The following is a 26,886-nucleotide window of genomic DNA, read 5'->3' as shown; positions in this document are numbered from 1 at the left end:
CTTCACATTAAATGATATGGCTGCATATCAATTGAAATAAATAAATCATCTTTTCGAATATCATTAGAAAATTGATCTAAAATTTTTGATAAGTAGATTCTTAGGTCTGGTTCATTTCTGTATTTTATCATGCATTGATAACGATATCTATCTTTAATACGTGGTATAGCCGATGGCGTTGGACCCAGGATGATTGTCTCATCCTTTACTACCTTCGTGAGCAACTGAGCGAACCGTTGAGTAGCTTGAACCACCTTGACTTGATTGACATGGGAAATCGTTATAAGTGCTAAAAAGAAGTAAGGTGGATATTGAAATGCCTTGCGCATTTTCATTTCCGTATTATAAAAGGTTGAAAAATCATACTGACTTGCCAGTTCAATACTATAATGATCTGGGGTGTAAGTTTGTACAATTACATTTCCGTTTAGATTATGACGGCCAGCCCGACCACTTACCTGTGTGAGAATTTGAAATGTTTTCTCTGATGAACGAAAATCTGGTAGGTGGAGCATAGAATCAGCAGTTAGAACCCCTACAAGGGTAACATTTTCAAAATCGAGCCCTTTTGCGATCATTTGTGTCCCCAATAATATATCTGCTTCTTTGTTAGCGAATCGATTCAATAATTTTTCATGTGCTCCCTTTCTTCTTGTTGTATCCACGTCCATTCTAATTACACTTGCTTCTGGAATTAATTGTGTCAATGCTTCCTCGACTCGTTGTGTACCAGTTCCAAAATATCGAATGGTATCACTATTACACTCTGGACAATGTAATGGCATTGGCTCCTCATATGAACAGTAGTGACATTTTAATTGATTGCTATTCTTATGATAGGTTAGCGCAATATCACAATGTGGGCACTCCTTCACATGACCGCAATCTCGACACATAACGAAGGTAGAGTAGCCTCTGCGATTCAATAATAATACGACCTGTTCTCCTTTTTCAATACAATCAATGATTGCTTTCTTTAATTTACGAGAAAACATCGTTCGATTTCCTGCATGCAGTTCCTTTCGCATATCAACTATCTCTACAGGCGGTAATGCTTTTTCATTGGTTCGTTTATCTAATGTAGCTAGCTGATAGACACCTTTCGCAGCTCTAGCATAGGATTCTAAGGTTGGTGTAGCACTTCCAAGAATTACTGGACATTGATGTGTTTTCCCTCTTTGAATAGCTACATCACGTGCATGATATCTTGGTTGATCCTCCTGTTTATATGATGTTTCATGCTCTTCATCAATGATAATTACCCCAATATTTTCAAAGGGAGCGAAAATAGCTGACCTAGCTCCAACCACTACTTGGACTTCTTTTCGTTGAATTCTTCGCCATTCATCATATTTTTCCCCTGCTGAAAGTGCACTGTGCATGACAGCGACATTAGAGCCAAATCTCCCTTTAAACCTTCTAACCATTTGTGGGGTAAGAGAAATCTCTGGAACTAAAACGATCGCTTCCTGACCTTTTAGAATCACATCTTGAATAACTTGTAAATATACTTCTGTTTTACCGCTGCCTGTAATTCCGTGCAAGAGAAACACATCATGCATATTTTTTTCTATTGTTTCTTTCATCGGCTCAATTACTTTGGCTTGTTGAACAGTTAAAGGTAATGCGAACGTTCTTTGAATTTCACTATCCTGATAAGGATTTCGATAAACTTCTGTATGATAACTATCTAGTAATTTTTTCTCTAGTAAGATATTCACCGTACTATTAGACGTATTCATGTGCTTAAGGAGCTTTTGTTTTTCTATCGGCTCAGGATTTTCTATAAAAAATGCAAGTAATTGTTTTTGCTTTTTAGCATTTTTAGCAAGATCAAGCATACTTTCCTCTAATTCATGGGGTGGTCGAGCTGGTCTAATCATCGTCTTAAATTTTTTAGTAATCCTTGATTTAACCAAATATTCAATGGAAACATCTCCATCCTGTACGGCTTTGGACAATCGCACATACGGAAGCTTAGAAGCAGTAAACTCTTCATAAGTTATGACATCCCTACCCGCAAAAAGTTGTTCTAATTCATCAGACAGCGTAGCACTAGTCATCCGAACAATTTCTTTTTTATACGTAGCTTTTAATACTTGCGGAAGCATGACCTGTAACGCCGTAATTTGCAAACTGACTGTTTGTTGAGCAACCCATTTCCCTAAATCCAATAATTCCTTTGTTAAAACAGGATAAATATCAAGAACATCGATAATTTCTTTCAATTTCCCAAAAGTGGAATGATTAACAGTTTCAACAACAAATCCCATCACCTTTCGAGGTCCAAAAGGTACAGTCACTCGCATACCTAATTGAATGATGTCTTGAAACCTCTCTGGAATTTTATAATCAAACGTCTGATCAATAGAGCTTGCTGGTACATCAACGATTACCTTTACAATATTCACTGCTCCTCATCCTTTAAATCCTTTTTAATCATCCTTAAAAGTTGATGTGCAACCTCTTTCTTAGGAGCTTGTGTTATCGTTTTCCTTTCTTTGTTCTTATTCATATAGGTAACGATATTGGTATCTCCCTCAAATCCCGCTCCACTATCGGCAACATTATTGATGACAATGGCATCAAGCTTCTTTTTCTCTAATTTTTTCATCCCGTTTTCTATAGGCTTCTCTGTCTCTGCAGCAAAGCCTACTAAATACTGAGATTCTTTCCGTTCTCCTAATGATTGTAAAATATCCTTTGTCCGTTCCATCACAATATTCCAATCTCCATCGTGCTTTTTCATTTTTTGATCATAGACAACGCGCGGTCGGTAATCAGCCACTGCAGCAGCTTTTATAACAATATCACTAGTAGGAAAATGCCTATGCATTGCCTGATACATATCTTCTGCTGTTACTACATCAATTCGCTTAACTTGCGCATGAGTTATTATTTGCGACGTAGGCCCTGACACAAGCGTGACGATTGCTCCAGCTTCTGCAGCTGCCTCAGCAAGCGCATAGCCCATTTTTCCGGAAGAACGATTGGTAAAAAAACGGACGGGGTCAATCCTCTCTCTAGTTGGCCCTGCTGATATTAATACATGCTTACCTTTTAAAAATAGGCGATCTTGATTTTGGTGTATTTCTACCGCCTGAATAATACTTTCTGGTTCTTCAAGCCTTCCCTTTCCGACATAGCCACAAGCTAAGTAACCTTCACCTGGTTCAATAAAATGATACCCCCAAGCCTCTAACTTTTTCATATTTTCCATTACTGCGGGATGAGCATACATATGAACATTCATCGCTGGTGCAATATAAACATCAGATTGTGTAGCTAACAAAATCGTTGATAACATGTCGTCAGCTATTCCGTTCGCAAGCTTTCCGATCAGATTAGCTGTTGTCGGTGCAAGAATTGTTAAATCTGCCCAGTCAGCTAAATCAATATGAGCAATTTTGGCTGGATCCTTTTCATCAAAAGTATCCGTATATACTGCATTTCGAGACAACGCCTGAAATGTTAATGGGGATACAAATTTAGTCGCATTTGCTGTCATGACCACTTTAACATTTGCACCCTTTTGCGTTAATTTACTTGCCAGAGCACATGCTTTATAAGCTGCAATCCCTCCAGAAACTCCAAGTAAAATGTTTTTCTGATTGACCATTGACTTGTTCCCCTTTCCCTAGTAAACCGAGCTATTTTCCTATAAGTAGTTATAACATAATCTAATGCATGAATAAAAACCCCCCGCTTTTTATTATCGCGAGGGGACATCATTTATGCTTGATTGTTTTCATCCAAAAATAGTTTCTCTGCCTGTACTTCTTCCAACGCCATGCCAACATACTTATGAGATTTTGGATTATCTACTAGTACTTTTTTTGTTTGGCTCATTTGTCTCGCACGTTTAGCTGATAACGTTACAAGTGTATACTTGGAATTAATTTTTCTCTGTAGTGAGTCAATTGACGGTTCTAACATTACAATTCATCCTCCAATAATTGTTTATATTGTTTCGCAATTCGCTCTCTCTTTAAATGTTCACTTTGAATAATCGATTGAACTTTTTCTACAGCAAGATCTACGTGATCATTCACCACAACATAATCATAAGCATCCATCATTTCTATCTCTTTCCTTGCTTCTTTCAATCGATTCAACACAAGATCAGGAGACTCCGTACCACGGTGGACAATCCGATTTTTCAATTCTTCCAGACTTGGTGGGAACAGAAATATAAATACGCCTTCAGGGAAATTCTCCTTCACCTGTAATGCACCTTGGACCTCAATCTCAAGAAATACATCATAACCAGCATCCAAAGTTTCTTCAACATATTTTCGTGGTGTGCCATAATAGTTATTGACATATTTTGCGTATTCTAACAGTTGATTTTGTTCTATAAGGGCTTCAAACGCTTCTTTTGTTTTATAAAAATAGTCGACTCCATCTTTCTCTCCTGGTCGCTTTTCCCTTGTAGTCATTGAAATGGAATATTTTAAATCTGTATCTTGGTTAAAAAGCGCCTTTCTAACTGTTCCTTTTCCAACTCCGGAAGGCCCGGAAAGAATAAAAAGGATTCCTTTTTCTTCAATCAAATTTTTTCCTCCTAATTATCGTCCGATATTTCCTCATGACTTAATACTCGTTGTCCTACTGTTTCTGGCTGTACAGCTGATAATACTACATGATCACTGTCTGTTATAATTACTGCTCTAGTTCTTCTTCCATACGTGGCATCTACCAATTTATTATTATCTCTTGCTACCGTAATAATTCGTTTGATAGGGGCTGATTCTGGCGATACAATAGAGATTACTCTATTAGCAGAAACAACATTTCCAAATCCAATATTAATTAAACGTAAACTCAAATTTAACCCTCCGTGAATTCTGTCTCTCTATATACTAGTATAATTATAAGTAAAATGGTATATAAAACTCAAATATTATTCGATATTTTGCACTTGTTCTTTTATTTTTTCGACTTCACCCTTTATTGCTACCGTATACTCACTAATAGTTGAGTCTGTTGATTTTGAACCAATTGTATTTGCTTCGCGGTGCATTTCTTGTGTGATAAAATCTAATCGTCTACCAATCGAATCACCACTTTCTGATTCAATTGTCCGCATAAAATGCGATGTATGGCTTATTAGTCTGGTTATCTCTTCAGCGATGTCACCTTTCTCTGCGAGCAGGACAATTTCTTGATAGATTCTAGAAGCATTCAAATCCATATCTTCAGTTAAATGCTGATTTACCCGATCTTTAATTCGCTCCCGATATTCATCAACAACAAACGTTCGTCTGTTTTTCACCTGATTAATGAGCAGATTTAATCTATGTATTCGTTCCTGCAAATCATGAATTAAATGATTTCCTTCCTCCTCTCGCATGTCAACCACCTGTCTACAAGCTTCTTTAAGTCCGTCGATAAGTTGGTCTTTAAATTGGTTTGACTGACTTTCTAACTCCTGTACTGTAAATATTTCATTAAGCGCAGGAATAATTGCTGTTGATACATCTCCAGACAATTGATAGCGCATTTTTATTTCTTTGATTTCACTCATATACTGATCCATTAAATGCCAATCTGTTTCTAATTTTCTGCTAGTAAAACCTTTTCCATCAACTCGAACATAAATGTCAATCTTACCTCTTTGAAAATACGATTGTACTATCTTCTTCAATCGCTCTTCTAAATACATAAATGATAAAGGTATTTTCATATTTACATCCAAAAAACGATGATTCACACTTTTCATTTCTATTGTTATTTTCGTATCATCCATTTGTATATCCGTTCTTCCATATCCAGTCATACTCTTTCCCATCAAAATCACTCCACAAGCTAATTATACGATGATTTCACTTAAAAAGAAAAGTGTAACGTTTTTATCACCCCATAGGAAAACCCGCCTATTTGCTATTTCAAGCAATCCATAGACAGGTTAACCACTAAGCTGGACGTCCATTATTTTTTTGAAAAACCAAACAGCACCGTAGGTAATGCACTAAATACACTTACAAACATCCAATCTCTCACACTTAATGCGGTAGTATGGAAGATTGGCTGTAATGGTTGCCAATAAATTACTATAAGGAGAAGCAACATGGAAGAAATTACAGCCAATACAAGATACATATTCTCAAAAGGGTTTCTTGAAAATATCGAATGTTCACTTCTACAATCAAAAACATGAATTAATTGGGCCATTACTAATGTAGTGAATGCAATAGTCTGCGCATATATTAAATTATTTGGGTTATCTTGATAGGTTAACATAAATGCAAGAAGTGTAACAATACCGATTAATATTCCCCTGCTTATAATTTTATAACCTAGACCACGAGAAAACACACCTTCTGAAAGGCTTCTTGGCCTCTTTTTCATCACATCTCCCTCTGCCTTATCAAGTCCTAGTGCCATTGCTGGCAGGCCATCCGTTACAAGGTTAACCCATAAGATTTGAACAGGTACTAAAGGAAGCGGTAGTGAAAGGAGCATCGCAAATAACATTACCAATATCTCACCGACATTGGATGCTAAAAGATAACGAATAAACTTACGAATATTCTCATAGATATTTCGTCCTTCTTGTATTGCTGATTTAATCGTTGCAAAATTATCATCCATTAAAATTAGGGAAGAAGCCTCTTTGGTAACATCTGTACCACTTAATCCCATACTTATGCCGATATTACTTGCTTTAATCGCAGGTGCATCATTTACTCCATCACCAGTCATTGCCACGACATGACCACGTTCCTGAAAGGCATGAACAATTCGAAGTTTATGCTCAGGTGTCACCCTGGCAAATACATACGTATCATCAATCATTTCTTCTAACTCATCTGTTGACATTTCATTCAATTGCTGTCCTTCTAACACTCTCCCATTTTCCGGTAGTACTTGTAAATTATCAGCAATAGCTTTAGCTGTCTTCACATGATCGCCAGTTATCATAACAGTTTTAATTCCTGCATTGCGACACTCTTCGATGGCTGATTTCACTTCTTTTCTTGGGGGATCAATCATTCCATATAAACCAATAAAAGTCAGCTCTTTTTCTAAAACGGCTGATTCTAGATCGTCATGCTTGGATAAGGGCTTAACAGCAATGGCTAATGTCCTTAGAGCTTTTTCTGCCATATCACTAATTGCTTGCTCAATTTGCTGTTTATTTTCTTCTCTCAGTAATTGTCTTCCATCCTCGTCCATATGATACATCGATCGTGGCAGCAGCACATCAGGCGCACCTTTTGTAATAAGAAAACGGCGTTGATTACTGTCTTCAATAACTACACTCATTCTTTTTCTATCTGAATCGAAGGGTAACTCTTTTATAATTCGATACGATTCCGCAGTAGATACTGTCAATCCCATTTTCCGTGCAACAACAAGTAATGCACCATCTGTTGGATCACCATCTATATAATGCTTCCCTTTTTTAACAATAATAGATGCTTGGTTACATAGCATTCCGTATAATAACATCGTCTCTAAGTTAGGAAAATTTTTATCAAGTTTTGCTTTTGTTAGAAAGAAATCTCCTCTTATATCATATCCATCACCAGTTACATAAAGTTGCTTCCCGTTTAGATATAATTCTTTAACTGTCATTTGGTTTTCCGTCATCGTCCCTGTTTTATCAGAACAAATTACAGATGCGCACCCCAGTGTCTCAACCGCGGATAATTTTCTAACAATTGCTTTTTTCCGAATCATTCGCTGTACCCCTAAAGATAAAGCAACGGTAACAATAGCCGGTAATCCTTCAGGAATGGCAGCCACCGCTAACGATACGCCAGCAAGAAACATGGAGTAGACAGGATGTCCTTGCATCACACCTAAGACAACGACCAATGCGGTTAAAAATAATGCAACAATAATTAATATTTTTCCTAATTCAGAAAGTTTTCTTTCCAGGGGAGTCATCACTTTCTTTGTATTTACCATTAATGAAGCAATTTGCCCCATTACTGTATCCATGCCTGTCCCAACAACAATTCCAACTCCTGAACCTCTTGTAACTAGCGTACCCATAAACCCCATATTCACTTGATCCTGGGCATCTAGTTTATCTTTTCTAATTGCAGTAGCGTGCTTCATAACAGGTAACGATTCACCTGTTAAAGCAGATTCCTCTGTTTCTAAGCTGCTTGATTGGACAATGCGGATATCTGCTGGAATACGATCTCCACTTGCGACTCTGACAACATCTCCAACAACTACTTGTTTAGAAGGAATCTTACTCCATTTTTGATTTCGTAATACGTTGGCCATCGGTGCAGATAGTTCTTTTAATTTTTCTAGAGATTTTTCTGCCTTCTGTTCCTGAAAATAGCCTATACATCCATTAACAAGTACGATAATCATAATTGCTATCGCATCTATATACTCTCCAAGAAGTCCGGCAACTAATGTTGCAGCTAATAAAACAAGGACCATAAAATCTTGAAATTGCTTTAAAAATATTAACCACTTGGACGTCTTCCTTTGAGCTTCCAATTCATTTGCTCCATATTGCTTCCTTCGTTTTTCCACTTGCTTTTCATTTAATCCTCTATTTGCTGCTACATGCAATTTTCTTTCTACATTTTCTACATCCAATTGATACCAATTCATCCTGCATTCCTCCAAATTATAGCGCTTGTTCCTCACCGTATTCCTTTAATCTAAAGCTCCTTAAGGGATATGTATGCAGACTTGTCCTAAAAAATGCTATAATTGCGCTTGAGGTGATCATATGCCATTTGACGGAATCGTAACACATGCAGTAACAGAAGAATTAAAAAACGAAATGATTCCTGGTAAAATAACAAAAATTTATCAGCCTACGGATAGTGAATTATTGTTTACCATACGTAGTAAAGGAAAAAACATGACTTTATTACTTTCCATTCATCCAACGTATGCTAGATTTCACTTAACGAATGACAGTTTTGCAAATCCAAAAGAACCTCCTATGTTTTGTATGGTATTACGAAAACATCTATCAGGTGCAATTATAGAAAATATAGAGCAGTATGGAATGGAGCGAATTGTTCAATTAACGATAAAAACAAGAAATGAAATTGGAGATTTAACAAGCAAAGCACTTATTATTGAATTAATGGGGAAACACAGTAATATTACATTAGTTGATGACGAAGAAAATCAAATTATCGATAGTTTTAAACATATATCTATGTCACAAAATCGTCACCGCACGTTATTACCTGGTCACCTATATCAGCTTCCACCCGAGCAAAATAAACTCAATGCACTAACCATAGATTCTGAGCAATTTATTAAAAGGCTTGATTTTAATGCCGGTAAGCTCAATAATCAAATTGTTCAAAGCCTTGTTGGTTTCTCACCTTTTATAGCAAGGGAAATGGTTCAAAGAGCAGAGCTTGGATCTATCGAAGCATATCAGAAGGTCTTTGATGAAATACAAAAACAAATAGTTCAATCTAATTTTAGACCTACCATATATAATGATAAGAAAGAGGACTTTCATGTTATACCATTAGCTAACTTTACTGGTGATCAGATTCATTTTAGTACTACAAATCAAATGCTAGATCAATTTTATTCTGGAAAAGCGGAACGCGATCGTGTTAAACAACAAGCTAAAGATTTATATCGCTTTCTTAAAAACGAAAAAGAAAAGAACAGGAGAAAATTAAAGAAACATGAGCAAACAGTAAAGAAGGCCCGAAATAAAGATCATTATCAAAAGCTTGGTGAATTACTAACGGCACACCTACATTTAATTTCAACAGGTGATCAAAGCGTCACAGTGACTGACTACTATGACCCAGAGCAAAAAGAATTGACGATTGAATTAAATCCGAACAAAACTCCAAGTGAAAATGCTCAAAGCTACTACAAGACGTATCAAAAATTAAAGAAGTCTGAGCGCATCGTTACAATAGAAATTGAAAAAACGAAGGATGAAATTGCTTATATGGAGCAATTGCAACAGCAGGTTGAATCTGCAAGTAGTTCTGATATTGAAGAAATTCGTGACGAACTTAGAGAAGAAGGGTATCTCAAAAAACAACCGAAGAAAAAGAAAAAGCGTAATAAAGCTGAAAAGCCAGTACCGGAACAATATACTGCATCTGATGGTACCGTAATACTTGTTGGAAAAAATAATAAACAAAATGAGTATTTAACAATGAAACTTGCAGCTCGAGATGAAATATGGCTACACACAAAGGATATACCTGGATCGCACGTCATTATAAGAGACAAACAGCCTAGTGACGAAACTCTAATGGAAGCGGCTCAGCTGGCAGCTTATTTTAGTAAATCTCGCCAATCTTCTTCCGTGCCTGTAGACTACACAAAGGTACGTCATGTAAAGAAACCAAATGGGGCAAAGCCCGGTTATGTAACTTATGAGAATCAAAAAACGTTGTTTGTTACACCTAGTAATAGCCTTATTCAAAAATTAAAATAAGTCACCTATTTATAGCGAAACTCTCTAGTTAGCTATAATTAAAAGGAACTGAATATAAGTAGGTTATAAAACTAAAAGCCGAACTATCCTTCAAAAGGATGGGTGCTATCCCCCCGGATATTTTTCACTCTAACTTCCGGGGGGGAGGTACCAATTCGTTCGGCATTTTAGTTCTAAACGATGTTGCAGTTTTGGTATCTCTATTCCTATGACGACAAATTAAAAGACGCTTGTGGGAAATAATCCTTCGTAAGACCTCCTGCCCAATAGTATATGAAGAATCACCATTCTCTTAAAAAGCACCGTTTTCGAAAGCACTCTCCTCCAACATCCCACCCTTTTTATTAACTTTCGGTCCTATTGGTTTTTCGCACTCAGAAGGGAGAAGTTTAAGCTCGCTTTTCATTGTTTTTATACTGCTTGCGGCTGTAATGTCACATCAATGTTCCCTCTCGTAGCTTTTGAATACGGGCATACCTGATGCGCCTTCTTTGCAAGCTCTTCAGCTTCTTGCTGATCGACACCTTGTATTTTAATTGTTAATTCTACTGCAATTTTAAAGCCATTATCTTCCGGATCTTTCAATAAACTAACTGCGGCTGTTGTTTCTGAATCTATTTTCTTTTTTTCTTTGGAGGCAACTAGATTTAAAGCCCCGTCAAAGCAGGATGAGTAAGCAGCGGCAAACAGTTGCTCAGGGTTAGAACCCGTATCCTTTTTATTCGTAGCTGGATTGACAAGCTTAAGGTCAATAAGTTCATCATCTGATTTCACATGACCGTCTCGTCCATTTTTTGCTGTCGCTTTCGAAGTAAAAATAACATTACTCATAGCATAACCACTCCTTTTTCTATTCTAGTTAAGGTATACCTTTTTTTACCGTGAATAAAACATTAAAGTGTTAATAGTTCTACCAATTCATCAATAAAATGATCCACCTGCGGGAGCTCGCGTACCCCATCTTGAAAGCAAACCCACGTATGTCTAGAAACAGCCTCTCCATCTAATTTTAATGCTATGTTTGGATATTCATCTCGCATCGAGTCAGAAACACTTTCAGGTAGTACAGCCATTCCTAGTCCTTGTTTCATAAATTGTTTACATGTTTCAATTTGATCCACTGTTATGGTTTTAACTGGTTTAATTTTATCCTGTTGTACATATAACCAATTATCAACCAATTCATGCATACTGTCATCCGACTTAAAAGAAATAAGCGGGCGCTCTTTTAATGCATCTGTAGGAAATGGTTCTGTATCAAATATATAAAGCGGATCATCAAATAAGCGGATACATGTACTTTCCTTTAATTTCTCGCCACGAATAATACACACATGATAATTCTTATGATGACGCTTAATGTCTTCGCTAATTCCTGTCACTAAATCAATTGCTACCTTAGGATAGAGCGACGTGAATTTACCCAATATAGCTGGAAGATATCGTTGACTAATCAGTGAAGAACAGGCAATGGAAAGCGTGCCTTGAACTTCCTCACTTGATTGTGCTAATTTATTTTTTACTGCTCTTTCTCCTGCCATAACTGTTTTAGCATGTTCTAGAATTATCTCGCCTTCTGGGGTTGGAATTAGCCGTTTCGGTGTTCGGATAAAGATGATATGTCCAAAATATTCCTCAATGTATTTCAATCGTTGTGTTACCGCTGGCTGTGAGATCAGAACTGCTTTTGCAGTACCTCTAATTGTCCCTATCTCATGCAATTTTAATAATAATTCATAATCATCGATTTTCATTATATCCCCCTATAACTAATAATTATTCATTTTAATTATATTTAAGTATTTTACTTATTGCATTATAATACATATGCTATTAGTGATAAAGTAATAATCTATTCAGCCAATCAACATTCACTGGAAGATATTTTCCAGATCAATGAGGAGATGAGCGTATGAGAGAAAAAGAAAATGTAAAAAAATCTTTTGCTAAAAACAAACAAGCATATATTACAAGTGCTACACATGCACGGGGAAGTGATTTATCCTTAATGAAGGATTGGCTAGAGCTGGAAACAAGTATGAAACTGCTGGATATTGCTACCGGTGGTGGTCATGTAGCAAAACAGTTATCCCCTTTCGTTGAGAGGGTATATGCAACGGACTTAACGAAAGAAATGCTAGAAAACACGAAAAATTACCTTCAAGATATTCATAACATTGATTACATTCTTGCGGATGCAGAAAGCTTACCGTTTTTGAATAACACATTTGATATTATTACCTGTAGGACTGCTGCTCACCATTTTCCTCACCCTGAAAAATTCATTCAAGAAGTAAAGCGTGTATTAAAGACAAATGGTACATTTTTATTTATTGATAATATTGCACCAAGACAATCTGTCTATGCTAATTTCATCAATCAATTAGAAGGTATGCGTGATTTTAGTCATGTACGATGCTTGCCTATCTTCGAATGGAAACAGCTGTTAGACAGCTATGGATTACACACCGTAAAAGAAAACGTACGGAAGAAAGAGTTGTCATATACCGAGTGGATAAATCGAACCTTGGATCATCCAGAAGATAAACAAAAAGTCTATCATTTTATTAAAGAGGCAGATGAGCAGATAAAAGCGTATTATAAGATTCAGTTAGATCAAGGATCCGTGCAGCGTTTTTTTATTGATGAGTGGTTCGCATTAATAGAAAATAAATGATTAAGATAATTATTTACGTATCAAAGAGAAATACAAACAGAAGTACCAATAAAAATAGTTCATTTCATTTATCTTGTAAGCTCTAATCTTATATGTTACTACGGTATATAAGGAGGAGAGAAATTATTTCATGAAGAAAACAACTAAATACAATGTTCTTATTACTTATCTAATATTAATGGGTAACATTTCTATTGTGGGCTTAGGAAAAACATTTACTGTAGATAGTATTGCTATTGCGTTATATTTTATTGTCGCGACTGTTATTACCCTTTCATTTATCGCAATACTACTCTCTATAAGTGAAATACTAAAAATAAACGATGGGAAGCATAGATTTATAAATATAATTTGTTTCTTAGTCTCATTAGTAACCTTATTCACCTTCGTTACTTTTCATTACTTGTTGAATCGTGTTTAAGTTATGAGCTACTTTATATGCTATTGAAATGTGAAAAAATACGATTTACATCAAAAAGATTACCACACGTATGAAGCCTTAGTTCAAGCGGTAGACTCATACTTTTAATTTTATAATAACAAAAGATCCCAGCAACGATTATACAACCTAACCCTATAGGAAAAACGGAGCAAAATTCGCTCAGTCCTTATCACTAAATGCTCAGATTTACGCTTCCTCTAGTAGCTATTATGGAATAATAGCTACTTTGCTTGACCAACACTCCGGCTGCCCACTTCCCTTTCCGTGGGGTTTGTCCTTCAGCTAACTTTTTTGAGCAAAACCCGCTCAAAAAAGTGGATCTTCAGGTCAAACATTTCCCACAGGAGTTGAAGTGGGCCGGCCTTACAACGCTAGCATGAAGTAACACAGCTACTTTTATACTCACGGATAACGATTTTCACTTTACCCATTGTAAAAAAAGTCAACCTATTACTTATGACAAGAATTGTTGCACCTTCTCATAGCGGAGACTAATTACGTAGACTCCTGCGGGATTAGCGCGAGCCGAAAATCCACTTTGCAACGTGTTCTTCTTTGCAAAGTTAGTTGAGGCCGTGCCTGCGGAAAGCGAAGTAATTAGTCGGAGCATTGCCAATATACATCAAACATTTCAAAATAACTACTTGGTTTAACGCAGTCATTGCACTGATTTTATACTTTCTTAACTTATAAGAAAGGCCTAAAGACCTTTTTATCCCGCATATAGCCTATAACTGGCAGTAAGAGAGGCTGAGACAAAAGTAATGAAGAAACAATCAAAAAACGAATGAAAATTATTTCAAATTAATTATCATTCGTTCTTTGATAAAATAATTAATATAGCACCTAAAATATACGAGACTCCTTGAAAAAGAACGCTTTTTCTGCTACGATGTATCCCTGCTGAAGCCTTCCTTATCCAGCGAAAACAGCACGAGTCCGAAGATCCACGTGTTTTTCTTTACCAAAGTAGCTGAGGCCGTACCCGTGGGAGTCTATGTCCTTTGACCGCGCTTCGTATCAACATTTATTTTTGTTTCACGGCTTTTGAGTTAACTATTTTAGGTTCGTCCCTAACCCTTTCTGCAATCAATTAACAATATGTTAGACTTATAACATAAGGAACACTTTAGCTATTAAAACGACTATTGATTTTCCCCAAGTCCTCTCTCCATTTTAATAACTTTTGCTTTTCATTTTCTGTAATTTCTTTATCTAATAGTAGCGCATTCACTAATTGATCAAAGCCCGTAATGGTATGGTGGGAAAAACCCGCTTCAGTAAAAGCTGTTTCTGCAGTAGCTAATCCATAGGTGAAAATAGCAAATACAGAACAAACCTTTCCACCATTTTTTTCAATTGCTTGCGCAGCTTCAATCGAAGAACCACCAGTGGAAATGAGGTCCTCAATAACAAGCACCTGTTTACCAGACTCTAATTCGCCTTCAATCTGATTACCTTTTCCATGACCTTTTGGTTTTGATCGAACATAGATCATCGGTAGGTTTAATTCATCTGCTAACCAAGCTGCATGTGGTATTCCAGCAGTAGCACATCCAGCAATCATATCAGGCTTTATTTGCAAATCATTCATTCGTTTAATAAAGGATGTGGTAATCTGTTTGCGTACTTCAGGATAAGACATGGTTAGACGATTATCACAGTAAATTGGCGACTGTATACCAGAAGTCCAAGTAAAATACCCATCTGTTTTTATTTGTACAGCTTTGATTCTTAGTAATTCACGTACGATGTGGTCATGCTCCTGCATTTTTCCACTCCTCTTTTAATTGTTTATATGCTTTATTTGGATTATCTGCTTTTGTAATGGTTCTACCCACAACAATAAAGTCTGACCCGTTACCTCTGGCGAAAGAAGGTGTTGCAATTCGTTTTTGATCATTATTATCGGTATTAGTGAGCCTAATTCCTGGAGTTACGGTTAGAAACGAAGTCCCACATTGTTCCTTCACAGCCTTCGCCTCAAGTACAGAACAGACAACTCCGTCAGCCCCAAACTGTTTAGCAAACGTTGCAAAATGAAGGACATTTGCTTCTACATCACCTGAAATTAGCATTTCCTGATTCATTATCGATTGATCCATCGAGGTTAGAATGGTTACTGCGAGCAATTTCGTTTGGAAATTTGGATTGCCATTTATAAGCCCTTCCTTGGCCAGTTTGATCATCTCACTGCCTCCAAGGGCATGAACATTTACCATATCTATTTCCAGCTTAGCAATATTTTCCATAGCACGCATCACCGTTGTTGGAATGTCATGAAGCTTTAGATCAAGAAAGATAGCATGTCCATTTTCTTTTAATCGTTCGATAAGGATGGGCCCTTCTTTATAAAATAACTCCATACCAACCTTTACTGGTACACCATGTAAATCATTTTGTTCAAGAAACGTTTTCGTTTGTTCCCAATTGGGAAAATCCAATGCAAGATATATTGGTGTCTTCATGAACATATCCCCTTTCCAATTGCATCATTTACGGAATTAAAACCATACGCAGCTAATGTTTTTGGTAGTTGTTCGATAATTTCTATACAGACATAAGGGTTTTGAAAATTTGCCGTACCTACAGCCACCGCACTAGCTCCCGCTAATAAAAACTCAAGAGCATCTTCCGCGTTTACTACTCCTCCCATCCCAATTATTGGAATATTGACTTGCTTTTTTACTTCATAAATCATTCGTATCGCTACTGGTTTAATTGCTGGTCCAGATAACCCTCCCGTTTTATTTGCCAGTAAAGGACGTTTTGCAGATAAATGCATTTGCATTCCAGTAAGTGTATTTATCATCGATAACCCATCGGCTCCAGCTAATTCTACTGCTTTTGCCATTGTCCCAATATCTGATACATTTGGTGAGAGTTTAACATAGACAGGTAGATTACTTGCCTTTTTAACACGTTCTGTTACCTTTGCTGCCATCTTTGGATCTGTTCCAAACTGGATCCCGCCCTCCTTAACATTTGGGCAGGAAATATTCAGTTCTAAGGCAGTAACGTCACCTGCTTCATTAAATGCTTTTGCTACTTCTACGTATTCTTCTAACGTACTACCAGCAATATTTGCGATGATTGGTGTGGAGAAGCTTGCTAAAAAAGGCACTTCATTTTCTATAATGCTACTAACACCAGGGTTCTGTAATCCAATGGCATTCAACATCCCAGCTGCTGTTTCGGCGACTCGTGGAGTTGGGTTCCCAAATCTAGGTTCCATTGTGGCAGCTTTCATAACGATGGCACCTAATTTGTTCAAGTCATAAAATTGACTATATTCTCTACCAAACCCAAAGCATCCCGAAGCAGGCATAATTGGATTTTTTAATGATAAACCAGGTAATTCAATCGCCAAGCTCATACTAGTTGCACCTCCTGTGCAGGAAATACAGGACCATCTTTGCAAATCTTTTTATAGCCTCCGCAATCATCTGTAGGAATGACACAAGCAAAGCAAGCGCCTACTCCACAGCCCATTCTCTCTTCCAAAGAGATATACCCATGTTTTCCTGCCATTTGAGCGGTAATAGCCTGTAACATCGGTAATGGTCCACATGAGTAATAACAATCAATACTACTTACATCGTCTAATACGTTGGTTACGAATCCTTTTCTACCATAACTGCCATCATTAGTTACAATAATTGTCCGACCGAGTTCAGCAAATTTTTCTTCATAGAACACACTCTCTTTGGTTTGGAAGCCTAATACAGAGACAATATTCACCTGTTGCTCTTTTAATTTTCGTGCCAAATAGTAGAGTGGAGGTACACCGATACCGCCTCCTATAATAAGAATTGTTGAATTAGCTTTAGGTTCAAGCGGAAAACCATTTCCGCTTGGACCAAGTACATCGATGGAATTTCCAATGGGATAGGAAGCTAATTCTTTCGTACCACTACCAACAACTTTAAAAAGAATCGTGACTGTTTCCGCATGTTCATCAACCTGAGATATAGATATTGGGCGTCTTAGCATATGCCCTTTCAACTGTAGGTGCAAAAATTGTCCAGGCACTGCTGTATTGCTTATATATTTGTTCTCAAGCACCATTTCGATGGTATCTTGCGCTATGGGGCTTTTCTTTAAAATAACCATGTTCTCTTTACGCATCATAAGATGACAACCTCTTTTTGCTGCATCGGTTTAGCTTGAAATGTCATAGATTCTATTACATTAAGGATTGCATTTGCAGTATCTAAATTTGTTAAACAAGCAATACCATGTTCCACAGATTCTCTACGAATTCTAAATCCATCTGAACGTGGCTGCTGTCCTGAAGTTAACGTATTGATTACATATTGTACTTCCCCATTTTCAATAATCGAAAGGACATTTGGTTTCTCTGCACCAATTTTTTCTACTTTAGTAACTGGTATTCCAGCATCTCGAATATAAGCTGCAGTTCCTTCGGTAGCGTATAATTGAAAGCCTAATTGATGAAATCGCTCTGCATTTCCAAGCATCTCCTGTTTATCTTTATCAGCAACCGTTAATAGCACTGCTCCCTCTTGTGGTAATTTAATTCCTGATGCGATAAGCCCTTTATATAATGCTTTTTCTAATGTCTTATCATAACCGATGGCTTCACCAGTAGATTTCATTTCTGGACCTAAAATGGTATCAACACTACGAAGCTTCTCAAACGAGAACACAGGTACTTTAACGGATACTTGATCGTCTTCAGGTAAGATTCCCGTTACGTAGCCCATCTCCTGAAGCTTTTCCCCAAGTATACATTTCGTAGCAATATTTGCCATCGTTACACCAGTGATCTTACTTAAGAATGGAATTGTTCTACTTGCTCTTGGGTTTACTTCAAGTACGTATACCGCTTGATCACAAACAATGAATTGAATGTTAATCAGCCCCTTAACTTGAAGCGCATAGGCAATACGAGTAGCTGCATCCAAACATTTTTGTTTCACAGATTCACTTATTCGTTGGGGTGGATACACGGCTATTGAATCACCAGAGTGAACACCGGCACGTTCAATATGCTCCATAATACCCGGGATGATAACCGTATCGCCATCACTTATCGCGTCAACTTCTACCTCCATACCGGTAATATATTTGTCAATTAAGATTGGATGAGAGTCTGCAACATGATCTGTCTTAGCAAGATATGATTCTAATTCATGGTCATTATAAACAATCTCCATTCTACTTCCACCAATGACATAAGAAGGTCTTACTAACACAGGGTAACCAATCGTGTTAGCTACCTCTCTCGCTTTTTCCATATTTAACACCGTTTTCCCCTGTGGTCTTAAGAGCTGTAAGTCATCTACTAATAGCTCAAATTTGTCTCGATCCTCTGCTCGATCAATCGCTTCTAAATTTGTCCCTAATATCTTCACACCTCGACGTTCAAGTCCTGCCGCTAAATTAATGGCAGTTTGACCACCGAATTGAACAATAACACCTTCTGGCTGTTCTAACTGGATTACATGCATCACGTCTTCTAATGTTAATGGCTCGAAATATAATTTATCTGAAATACTGAAATCAGTGGAAACAGTCTCCGGATTACTGTTCATGATGATGGCTTCATATCCCATCTCCTTGATCGCTAACACGGAATGAACCGTCGCATAATCAAATTCGATCCCTTGACCAATCCGAATTGGCCCAGACCCAAGTACAAGGATTTTCTTCTGCTCAGATTGAATAGACTCATTTTCCTCTTCATAGGTACTATAAAAATACGGCGTTTCCGATTCAAATTCAGCTGCACAAGTGTCGACCATTTTATAAACAGGCAAAGCATTTTGTTTGATTCGATAGTTGTATATATCATCCTCTGATTGCTCCCATAAACGAGCAATATGTGCATCGGAAAACCCAAGGCGCTTAGCTTCTAAAAGCATGGAAGGTTCCTGCTTGTTACGCTTTAATTTCTCTTCAATGATGATGAGACGCTGTAACTTATTTAAGAAAAATCGATCTATTTTTGTTAATTGAAATATCTCGTCAACAGACAACTTTCTACGTAAAGCTTCCGCTAAAACAAAGATCCTTTCATCATCCGCCTTTTGCAACCGCTGTTTTAATTCATCATCACTTGTACATTCTAAATTGGCTAGCCATAATTGCTCTGTTCCAATATCTAGTGAGCGAATGCCCTTTAACAATGATTCTTCAAAGTTACGACCTATTGCCATTACTTCCCCTGTAGCTTTCATCTGTGTTCCTAAATAGCGATCGCCTGCAGTAAACTTATCAAACGGAAATCGAGGAATTTTTGACACAACGTAGTCAAGTGCTGGTTCAAAGCATGCATAGGTTTTGCCGGTTATCGGGTTAATAATCTCATCCAGTGTTAAACCAACAGCAATTTTAGCGGCCATTTTAGCAATTGGATAGCCTGTAGCTTTCGACGCAAGTGCTGAGGATCTACTAACTCTTGGATTTACTTCAATAATGTAATATTGAAAGCTATTAGGATCTATTGCAAGCTGGACATTACATCCTCCTTCAATTTCTAATGCCCGAATAATTTTTAGCGAGGCATTTCGTAATAGCTGATACTCGCGATCACTTAATGTTTGAGAAGGTGCAACAACGATGGAATCCCCTGTATGAATGCCTACTGGATCAACATTTTCCATATTACACACGACAATGGCTTGATCATTTTTATCTCGCATCACTTCGTATTCAATTTCCTTAAATCCTGCTATGTTCTTCTCAATCAAGCATTGACTAGCAGGCGATAAAGCCAGACCATTTCGTGCAATTTCTTTTAATTCTATTTCACTATTACACATTCCACCACCTGTGCCACCTAACGTATAGGCTGGTCGAACAATGACTGGATAACCAATTTCCTCCGCAAACGCACAAGCCTGTTCCACCGTGTTGACAATCTGACTAGCTGGAACCGGTTCAGCCAATTCATTCATTAAATTTCTAAATTTCTCACGATCCTCTGCCTTTTGAATAGCCTCTAAGGATGTTCCTAATAAATCTACATGATATTCAGCTAATATGCCTGTTTCGTTCAACGCTACTGCCAAATTCAGTCCTGTTTGACCACCAAGTGTTGGTAATAAAGCATCTGGCTGTTCTGTGCGAATAATTTTTGTTAAAAATTCAACCGTTAGAGGTTCCATATAGACCTTATCAGCTACCGTATGATCCGTCATAATCGTTGCTGGATTAGAATTGGCCAATAATACGGTATATCCCTCTTCTTTTAATGCTTGACAAGCCTGTGTTCCCGAATAATCAAACTCTGCCGCCTGGCCAATAACAATCGGTCCAGAGCCTATTACTAAAATCTTTTTTATTGAAGTGTTTTTAGGCATATACCTTTTCCTCCTTTTTTACCTGCTCCATCATTTTTAAGAATGAATCAAATAAATAACTTGTATCTTCTGGCCCTGGTGAGCTTTCTGGATGATACTGTACAGAGAAAGCGGGGTAAATAGAATGTTCAATTCCTTCTACGGTATTATCGTTAAGCGCAATTTGTGTAAGCTTTAAATCCGTTTGTATTAAAGATGCTTGTTTTACAGCGTAGCTATGATTCTGGGATGTAATATATGTTCGATTCGTTCGGATATCCTTTACTGGATGGTTAGATCCACGATGACCGAACTTCATTTTTTCTGTATCTGCTCCACATGCAAGTGCTAATAATTGGTGTCCTAAGCAAATACCAAAAACCGGGATTTTGCCAATTACCTGTCTAATCATGTTGATTGTTTCTGGAACATCTTTTGGATCTCCTGGACCATTCGTAAGCATAATGCCATCTGGTTTGATACGTACTATATTTTCTGCGCTATAGTTATAAGGAACGACCGTAATATGACAATCACGTTTTGTTAGTTCACGAAGAATTCCATGCTTCATACCACAATCAACCACTACCACTCGTTTCCCTCTTCCAGGAACCACATACGGTTTAATCGTTGATGTTTGTGAAACCTGATTTCTCGACAATGTTATTCCTTTAAGCTGGGAGATAACTTTTTCTGGCTGGACTTCTGCATTCACAATTTTAGCTTTCATCGTTCCATATTTTCGAATAATCTTTGTTAACTTTCGTGTATCAATACCAGAAATTCCAGGTATACCATTCGCTTTTAAGTAATGATCTAACGTCTCCTCATTACGAAAATTAGAAGGATAGTCAGCAACTTCTTTCACAATAAAACCATGAATAAACGGTGTTACCGTTTCAAAATCATCTCGATTGATGCCGTAATTCCCCGACAGTGGATATGTCATCATGACAATCTGACCACAATACGAAGGATCTGTTATAATTTCTTGATAACCAGTCATCCCTGTGTTAAAGACAATTTCTCCAGTTGTTTCTTGTTCGCTTCCAAACCTTTCACCAACAAATACCGATCCATCTTCTAATATAAGCTGTCGTTTCGTCATTTTAGATCCTCCTCATAGACTATGTTTCCTTCCGAAATTGTTAAAACTGGAATAGCTGTAACCTCCCATTGATGGAAAGGTGTATTTTTACCTTTTGAATAAAACGTTTCTTTATCAATGGTTAATGACTTTTTCAAATCTATTAAAGTTAAGTCTGCGACACTACCAACATCGAGCTTGCCGTATGGTAGTTGAAATATTTCTGCCGGCTTGATCGTTAGCCAATCGATAAGCTGTTTGAGTGTAATTTTCCCTGTTTGAACAAGGTATGTATAGAGCAAAGAAAATGCATTTTCTAGTCCGACAATCCCAAATGGCGCCTCTAGAAAACCACGTTCTTTTTCTTCCTTCGCATGTGGTGCATGATCTGTTGCAATAAAATCAATTGTGCCATCCAACAATCCTTCTAATAAGGCTTGCTGATCTTCCTTTGCACGTAAAGGAGGATTCATTTTAAAATTCGCATCATCTGTTGTGATTGCCGACTCATTAAGTAATAAATGATGTGGCGTTACTTCAGCTGTTACATGAATTCCCGCCCGCTTCGCATCGCGAATAATTCGGACAGACTCCTTTGTACTAACGTGACATACATGATAATGACATCCAGTTGCTTCAGCTAGCAGTACATCTCTTGCAATTTGTACCGATTCGCTCAAAGCTGGAATGCCTGGCATCTGCATACGTTTGCTAACTTCACCATCATGCATCACACCACCATAGACAATAGAATTATCTTCACAATGAGCAACGATTACTTTATTACATGCCTTTGCTTCCCTCATAGCCTGAAGCATGTGATCCGCCGTTTGAACGCCCACACCATCGTCTGTGAAAGCAAAAATGTCTGTTTGGGCTATTTCTTTTATATCAACTAGTTCTTTACCTTGCAGTTTTTTTGTTATGGCAGCATATGGAAGAACACGAACCACAGCTTCTGCTTTTATACTTTCTAATATATTTTGAATAGTAGTCGTATTATCTGGTACTGGATTCGTATTTGGCATTGCACAAACAGTCGTATATCCACCTTTAGCAGCAGCATTAGTACCTGTAAAAATCGTTTCCTTATGTTCACCACCAGGTTCTCGTAAGTGGATGTGCACATCTATAAAACCTGGAGCCAATAGATTCCCTTTTCCATCAATCATTTGATCAGCTCTCTCCGTTATCCTAGAAGCTATTTTTGTAATAGATGTACCTTCAATGAGAAGCTCACAGCTCTCTAGTTCACCCGTTGATGACAGTTTTTTTACGTTTTTCAGCAATCGTTTCATGGATAATCCCCCGTTCCTGCAATAGTTTTTTAATAATGGCCATACGTGTATACACACCGTTGTTCATTTGTTTGAAAATTCTAGAACGTTCGCATTCTACTAATTCCGTATCAATCTCTACTCCTCGGTTAATTGGTGCGGGATGTAGAATAATTGCTTTCGGATGCATTTTCCTTTCCCGTTCCTTTGTTAATCCATATTTTCTTAAGTAGTCTTTGTTGTTTATGAAAATTTCCCGATGTCTTTCATGCTGAATGCGTAATAGCATAAGAACATCGCAACATTCTACTGCTTCGTCGATGGACAGATAAGGGAAATCAAGATTGTTATCTTTACAACCGTCAGCAGCAGCAAAATACACCTCTGCTCCAAGCCTACGTAATGTATGTGCATTGGAATTTGCCACTCTGCTATGCAATATATCACCTGCAATAACAACTTTAATCCCATGGAATTGTTGGAATTCCTGATAGATTGTTAGTAAATCAAGCATACACTGCGTTGGATGCTCTGCTTTACCAGCTCCTGCATTAATAATTGGGATACTAAGTTGATTCTTCAATTCATTCATCCAATAATCTGCTTGATGTCGAATAACTAATAGGTTAGCACCTATAGCTTCGAATGTTTTTGCCGTATCGTATAATGATTCACCTTTTTGTGTACTAGAATAATCAGCATGAAAATCAAGCACGTCCATGCCCAATTTACGCTCAGCAACTATAAAACTCATTTTTGTTCTCGTACTGGGCTCAAAGAATAAATTCGCAGCGAATAATTGCTTCGTAAATGATTGTTGCTGTAACCGTAATTGTTCTGCCTGATGTAAAACGCGAATAATTTCATCTTCCTTTAACTGATTCACAGAAAAAAAATGTCGCATAGTTCCTCCTTATCCATGCATATTTTTAATTTTCATAAAAAAACCTCTTTGCCTAAAGGTCGCAAAGAGGTATACGTGTAGAGAAGAACACACGTAGGTCTGGGCAACCTTTCAGATCTCTCGTATCTGATTAAAGGTTTCGTATACAGTTTTTATTCATTTACTTTCTAAAGAAGGTTAATTCCTATTTTTCATATATCGAAACAGTATCTTCTTTTCCATCGATTTCTTCTAATTGAACCATAATAATCTCTTTTTCTGATGTCGGAATATTTTTCCCTACATAGTCTGCTCGAATGGGTAGTTCGCGATGGCCACGATCGACCAAGACGCCGAGCTGAATTTGCGAAGGTCTTCCTAAGTCCATAACAGCATCCATCGCTGCTCGCACAGTTCTCCCAGTAAAAAGAACGTCATCTAATAATATAACTTTTTTTCCAGTTATATCTGCTGGAATATTTGTTTCCTTTAAATCCGGGTCTTCACCTTCCGTGGCCTTATCTAAATCGTCACGATATAAGGTGATATCCAATTCACCGATTGGCACTTCGATCGTTTCAATTTGTTTAATTTTCTCCTGTAATCGTTTGGTCAGTGGAACACCCCTTGTTTTTATTCCTACAAGTACAAGGTCGTCCCCACCTTTGTTTTTTTCTAGAATTTCATGAGCAATTCTTGTTAAGGCTCTGTTTATTGCCGGCTTATCTAAAATATCCGTTTTCTTTTTCATTTTTCCACCAACCAATCATAAGAAAAATTTGGGTTAGACCCAACATGTTTATATGTTAAATTGCACACAAAAATCCCTTTTCTCCATGAGGAAAAGGGATTTGGATTCCGATGTTGCATCAATTTCCGTAACCTTTTTAGCCTCACGGGGCTATAGTTAAAGGATCATATTTATTCGTCTGTTTTATTATTACAAACCATGGTTTGATTGTCAATACATTTTACGAATGTAGTCAATCAACTCTTGGAAATAATCAGGTAAATCTACTTCAAAATGCATCCATTCTTTAGTGGTTGGGTGTGTAAACGCGATCTCCTTTGCGTGGAGAGCTTGTCCGTTTACATCTATCGTTTTTCTTGGACCGTACTTTGGATCACCAACTAACGGGTATTCAATATATTTCATATGAACACGTATTTGATGTGTTCTTCCCGTTTCTAATTGACATTCAATATGTGTATAATCGGAAAATTGTTCTATAACTTGAAAATGAGTAACCGCAGGCTTCCCATTTTCCACAACAGCCATTCTTTGTCGATCTTTTGGATCTCTACCAATCGGTGCATCAATTAATCCTTTTTCATGTGGAATATTGCCGTGAACCATAGCATGATATTTTCTTTTTATATCCTTATTCGCTAATTGCTTAGATAAGTGCTGATGTGCTTGATCATTTTTTGCCACGACTAACAAACCACTCGTATCTTTATCAATCCGGTGGACAATTCCTGGACGTTCTATTCCATTAATTCCTGATAGATCTTCACAATGATATAGCAGCGCATGAACAAGTGTACCATGTTGATGACCTGCAGATGGATGAACAACCATTCCTTTTGGTTTATTTACGACTAATAAATCACTGTCTTCATAAATTATATCTAATTCAATAGCCTCAGGAGCTAATTGTAATGGTTCTGCTTTAGGAATGGACCATTCTATATGGTCACCCAATTGACATTTATAATTAGCTTTGACCACTTCTCCATTTACTAAAACAAGTTGCTGTGTTATCCAAGTTTGTACCTGTGATCTGGACATATCTTTGTTTAGATCAGCTAATACTTTATCAATACGAACGCGATGTTGTTCTTCTGTTATAGTATGCTCTAACGGTTTCATGATTTTGCTTTTCCTTTCTTTGCTTCATCGATAAGCATTGCAATGATTATTAAACCTACACCAATAACTAAACTAGAATCAGCTACATTAAATATTGGGAAATCATAGCCGAAAATAATAAAATCAAAGAAATCAACCACTTCCTGACGAAATAGACGATCAATGAAATTACCAATTGCCCCACCTAATACAAGACTAAGCGAAACTGCTAAGGTCTTACTCTCCTTCGCGTGTTTTTGCATGTAATAGATAACACCTACTACAACAATAGCTGTTACAATATAAAAGAACACCATCTGGCCTTCTAAAATCCCCCATGCTGCTCCAGTATTACGATGAGATGTTATGTAGAAGAAATTATTAATAACCGTGATTTGTTCTCCAAGTTCCATTGATCGAACAATCATCCATTTTGTTAGTTGATCCAAGCCGATAATGAATAGAGCAATTAAGTAATACCAATACATTCCTTTTCCCCCGATTTTTAAATTGACATCAATATTTATCTTACCCACTTCACAAAGTAATTTCAATATATATCATACGAATGTATTTACGCAAGTAACCCTCCTTGTACAATATAACTTCCAATTTAATATGATATTTTCCGTATAAGCAATTGCATATGTTCTGCAAATTAGAAAAACTGAGCAAAATTCGCTCAGTCCTTATCACTAAATGCTCAGATTTACGCTTTCTCTAGTAGCTATTATGGAATAATAGCTACTGCTTGACCGCCACTCCGGCTGCCCACTTCCCTTTCCGTGGGGTTTGTCCTTCCGCTAACTTTTTTAGCAAAACACGCTCAAAAAAGTGGATCTTCAGGTCAAACATTTCCCACAGGAGTTGAAGTGGCCGGCCTTCGCTATTATCAGGATCTACAACGCTAGCATGAAGTAACACAGCTGCTTTTATACTCACGGATAACG

The 26,886-nt window shown here is 37.3% G+C and carries 23 protein-coding genes; 2 read left to right on the top strand and 21 right to left on the bottom strand.

Going from position 1 to position 26,886, the window contains the following annotated elements:
* Positions 1-2 precede the first annotated feature (2 nt).
* The 7 genes from priA to ABDZ84_RS05220 all read right to left on the bottom strand — a co-directional run bounded on the left by priA (position 3) and on the right by ABDZ84_RS05220 (position 8,586).
* The gene (priA, locus tag ABDZ84_RS05250; protein WP_026680842.1) at positions 3-2,411 is read right to left on the bottom strand and encodes a primosomal protein N'; all 2,409 of its coding nucleotides are present in this window, start codon (positions 2,409-2,411) and stop codon (positions 3-5) included.
* Positions 2,408-3,619 (bottom strand): bifunctional phosphopantothenoylcysteine decarboxylase/phosphopantothenate--cysteine ligase CoaBC, encoded by a 1,212-nt coding sequence (coaBC, locus tag ABDZ84_RS05245; RefSeq protein ID WP_026680841.1) that lies wholly within the window; start codon positions 3,617-3,619, stop codon positions 2,408-2,410. The genes priA and coaBC overlap by 4 nt, the downstream gene beginning before the upstream one ends.
* A 113-nt stretch (positions 3,620-3,732) precedes the next feature.
* Positions 3,733-3,936, bottom strand: coding sequence for a DNA-directed RNA polymerase subunit omega (rpoZ, locus tag ABDZ84_RS05240; RefSeq protein WP_026680840.1), 204 nt, complete (start codon positions 3,934-3,936; stop codon positions 3,733-3,735).
* Positions 3,936-4,553: a guanylate kinase gene (gene gmk, locus ABDZ84_RS05235; protein ID WP_026680839.1), complete on the bottom strand. Its 618-nt coding sequence runs from the start codon at positions 4,551-4,553 to the stop codon at positions 3,936-3,938. Before gmk ends, rpoZ begins: the two co-directional genes overlap by 1 nt.
* Positions 4,554-4,564: 11 nt before the next feature.
* Entirely contained in the window at positions 4,565-4,828 is a 264-nt protein-coding gene (remA, locus tag ABDZ84_RS05230; RefSeq protein ID WP_026680838.1) for an extracellular matrix/biofilm regulator RemA, read from the bottom strand.
* Between the two features lie 75 nt (positions 4,829-4,903).
* Entirely contained in the window at positions 4,904-5,791 is an 888-nt protein-coding gene (locus ABDZ84_RS05225; RefSeq protein WP_026680837.1) for a YicC/YloC family endoribonuclease, read from the bottom strand.
* Between the two features lie 140 nt (positions 5,792-5,931).
* Positions 5,932-8,586 (bottom strand): calcium-translocating P-type ATPase, SERCA-type, encoded by a 2,655-nt coding sequence (locus ABDZ84_RS05220; protein WP_026680836.1) that lies wholly within the window; start codon positions 8,584-8,586, stop codon positions 5,932-5,934.
* Between the two features lie 121 nt (positions 8,587-8,707).
* Between ABDZ84_RS05220 and ABDZ84_RS05215 the strand changes: the two genes are divergently transcribed.
* Positions 8,708-10,411, top strand: coding sequence for an Rqc2 family fibronectin-binding protein (locus tag ABDZ84_RS05215; protein WP_026680835.1), 1,704 nt, complete (start codon positions 8,708-8,710; stop codon positions 10,409-10,411).
* Positions 10,412-10,822: 411 nt separating this feature from the next.
* Here ABDZ84_RS05215 and ABDZ84_RS05210 read toward each other — a convergent pair whose 3' ends face one another.
* Together ABDZ84_RS05210 and ABDZ84_RS05205 are read right to left on the bottom strand one after the other, a co-directional pair.
* The gene (locus ABDZ84_RS05210) at positions 10,823-11,242 is read right to left on the bottom strand and encodes an organic hydroperoxide resistance protein (RefSeq protein ID WP_026680834.1); all 420 of its coding nucleotides are present in this window, start codon (positions 11,240-11,242) and stop codon (positions 10,823-10,825) included.
* 62 nt (positions 11,243-11,304) lie between these two features.
* Entirely contained in the window at positions 11,305-12,165 is an 861-nt protein-coding gene (locus tag ABDZ84_RS05205) for a LysR family transcriptional regulator (RefSeq protein WP_026680833.1), read from the bottom strand.
* 158 nt (positions 12,166-12,323) lie between these two features.
* Here ABDZ84_RS05205 and ABDZ84_RS05200 point away from each other — a divergent pair, with 158 nt between their 5' ends.
* Positions 12,324-13,088: a class I SAM-dependent methyltransferase gene (locus tag ABDZ84_RS05200; RefSeq protein ID WP_026680832.1), complete on the top strand. Its 765-nt coding sequence runs from the start codon at positions 12,324-12,326 to the stop codon at positions 13,086-13,088.
* A gap of 1,571 nt (positions 13,089-14,659) precedes the next feature.
* Here the strand turns inward: ABDZ84_RS05200 and pyrE are convergent.
* From pyrE to ABDZ84_RS05140, 12 genes are all read right to left on the bottom strand, one after another.
* Entirely contained in the window at positions 14,660-15,301 is a 642-nt protein-coding gene (pyrE, locus tag ABDZ84_RS05195) for an orotate phosphoribosyltransferase (RefSeq protein WP_026680830.1), read from the bottom strand.
* On the bottom strand, positions 15,288-15,998 hold the full coding sequence (gene pyrF, locus ABDZ84_RS05190) for an orotidine-5'-phosphate decarboxylase (RefSeq protein WP_026680829.1): 711 nt from the start codon (positions 15,996-15,998) through the stop codon (positions 15,288-15,290). Before pyrF ends, pyrE begins: the two co-directional genes overlap by 14 nt.
* Positions 15,995-16,906 (bottom strand): dihydroorotate dehydrogenase, encoded by a 912-nt coding sequence (locus tag ABDZ84_RS05185; protein ID WP_026680828.1) that lies wholly within the window; start codon positions 16,904-16,906, stop codon positions 15,995-15,997. The genes pyrF and ABDZ84_RS05185 overlap by 4 nt, the downstream gene beginning before the upstream one ends.
* The gene (locus tag ABDZ84_RS05180; protein WP_026680827.1) at positions 16,903-17,661 is read right to left on the bottom strand and encodes a dihydroorotate dehydrogenase electron transfer subunit; all 759 of its coding nucleotides are present in this window, start codon (positions 17,659-17,661) and stop codon (positions 16,903-16,905) included. Before ABDZ84_RS05180 ends, ABDZ84_RS05185 begins: the two co-directional genes overlap by 4 nt.
* A complete protein-coding gene (gene carB, locus ABDZ84_RS05175) occupies positions 17,658-20,858 on the bottom strand; it encodes a carbamoyl-phosphate synthase large subunit (RefSeq protein ID WP_026680826.1) in 3,201 nt (1,066 codons plus the stop codon). Before carB ends, ABDZ84_RS05180 begins: the two co-directional genes overlap by 4 nt.
* Positions 20,851-21,945, bottom strand: coding sequence for a carbamoyl phosphate synthase small subunit (locus ABDZ84_RS05170; RefSeq protein ID WP_026680825.1), 1,095 nt, complete (start codon positions 21,943-21,945; stop codon positions 20,851-20,853). Before ABDZ84_RS05170 ends, carB begins: the two co-directional genes overlap by 8 nt.
* Entirely contained in the window at positions 21,942-23,222 is a 1,281-nt protein-coding gene (locus ABDZ84_RS05165) for a dihydroorotase (protein WP_166530029.1), read from the bottom strand. The genes ABDZ84_RS05170 and ABDZ84_RS05165 overlap by 4 nt, the downstream gene beginning before the upstream one ends.
* Entirely contained in the window at positions 23,176-24,105 is a 930-nt protein-coding gene (locus ABDZ84_RS05160; RefSeq protein ID WP_026680823.1) for an aspartate carbamoyltransferase catalytic subunit, read from the bottom strand. The genes ABDZ84_RS05165 and ABDZ84_RS05160 overlap by 47 nt, the downstream gene beginning before the upstream one ends.
* 184 nt (positions 24,106-24,289) lie before the next feature.
* Positions 24,290-24,835 (bottom strand): bifunctional pyr operon transcriptional regulator/uracil phosphoribosyltransferase PyrR, encoded by a 546-nt coding sequence (gene pyrR / locus ABDZ84_RS05155; RefSeq protein WP_026680822.1) that lies wholly within the window; start codon positions 24,833-24,835, stop codon positions 24,290-24,292.
* Between the two features lie 210 nt (positions 24,836-25,045).
* Complete coding sequence (locus tag ABDZ84_RS05150) at positions 25,046-25,957, bottom strand: RluA family pseudouridine synthase (RefSeq protein ID WP_121605060.1); 912 nt, start codon at positions 25,955-25,957, stop codon at positions 25,046-25,048.
* The gene (gene lspA / locus ABDZ84_RS05145) at positions 25,954-26,424 is read right to left on the bottom strand and encodes a signal peptidase II (RefSeq protein ID WP_026680820.1); all 471 of its coding nucleotides are present in this window, start codon (positions 26,422-26,424) and stop codon (positions 25,954-25,956) included. Before lspA ends, ABDZ84_RS05150 begins: the two co-directional genes overlap by 4 nt.
* Positions 26,425-26,680: 256 nt before the next feature.
* Positions 26,681-26,886 (bottom strand): hypothetical protein (locus ABDZ84_RS05140; protein ID WP_343780451.1); only part of this gene is annotated, 206 nt, incomplete at its 5' end.

Source organism: Virgibacillus salarius, assembly GCF_039521925.1.
In the GTDB taxonomy this organism is placed as follows: Bacteria; Bacillota; Bacilli; order Bacillales; family Amphibacillaceae; genus Virgibacillus; species Virgibacillus salarius.
This window is presented reverse-complemented; position numbering and strand designations above follow the sequence as displayed.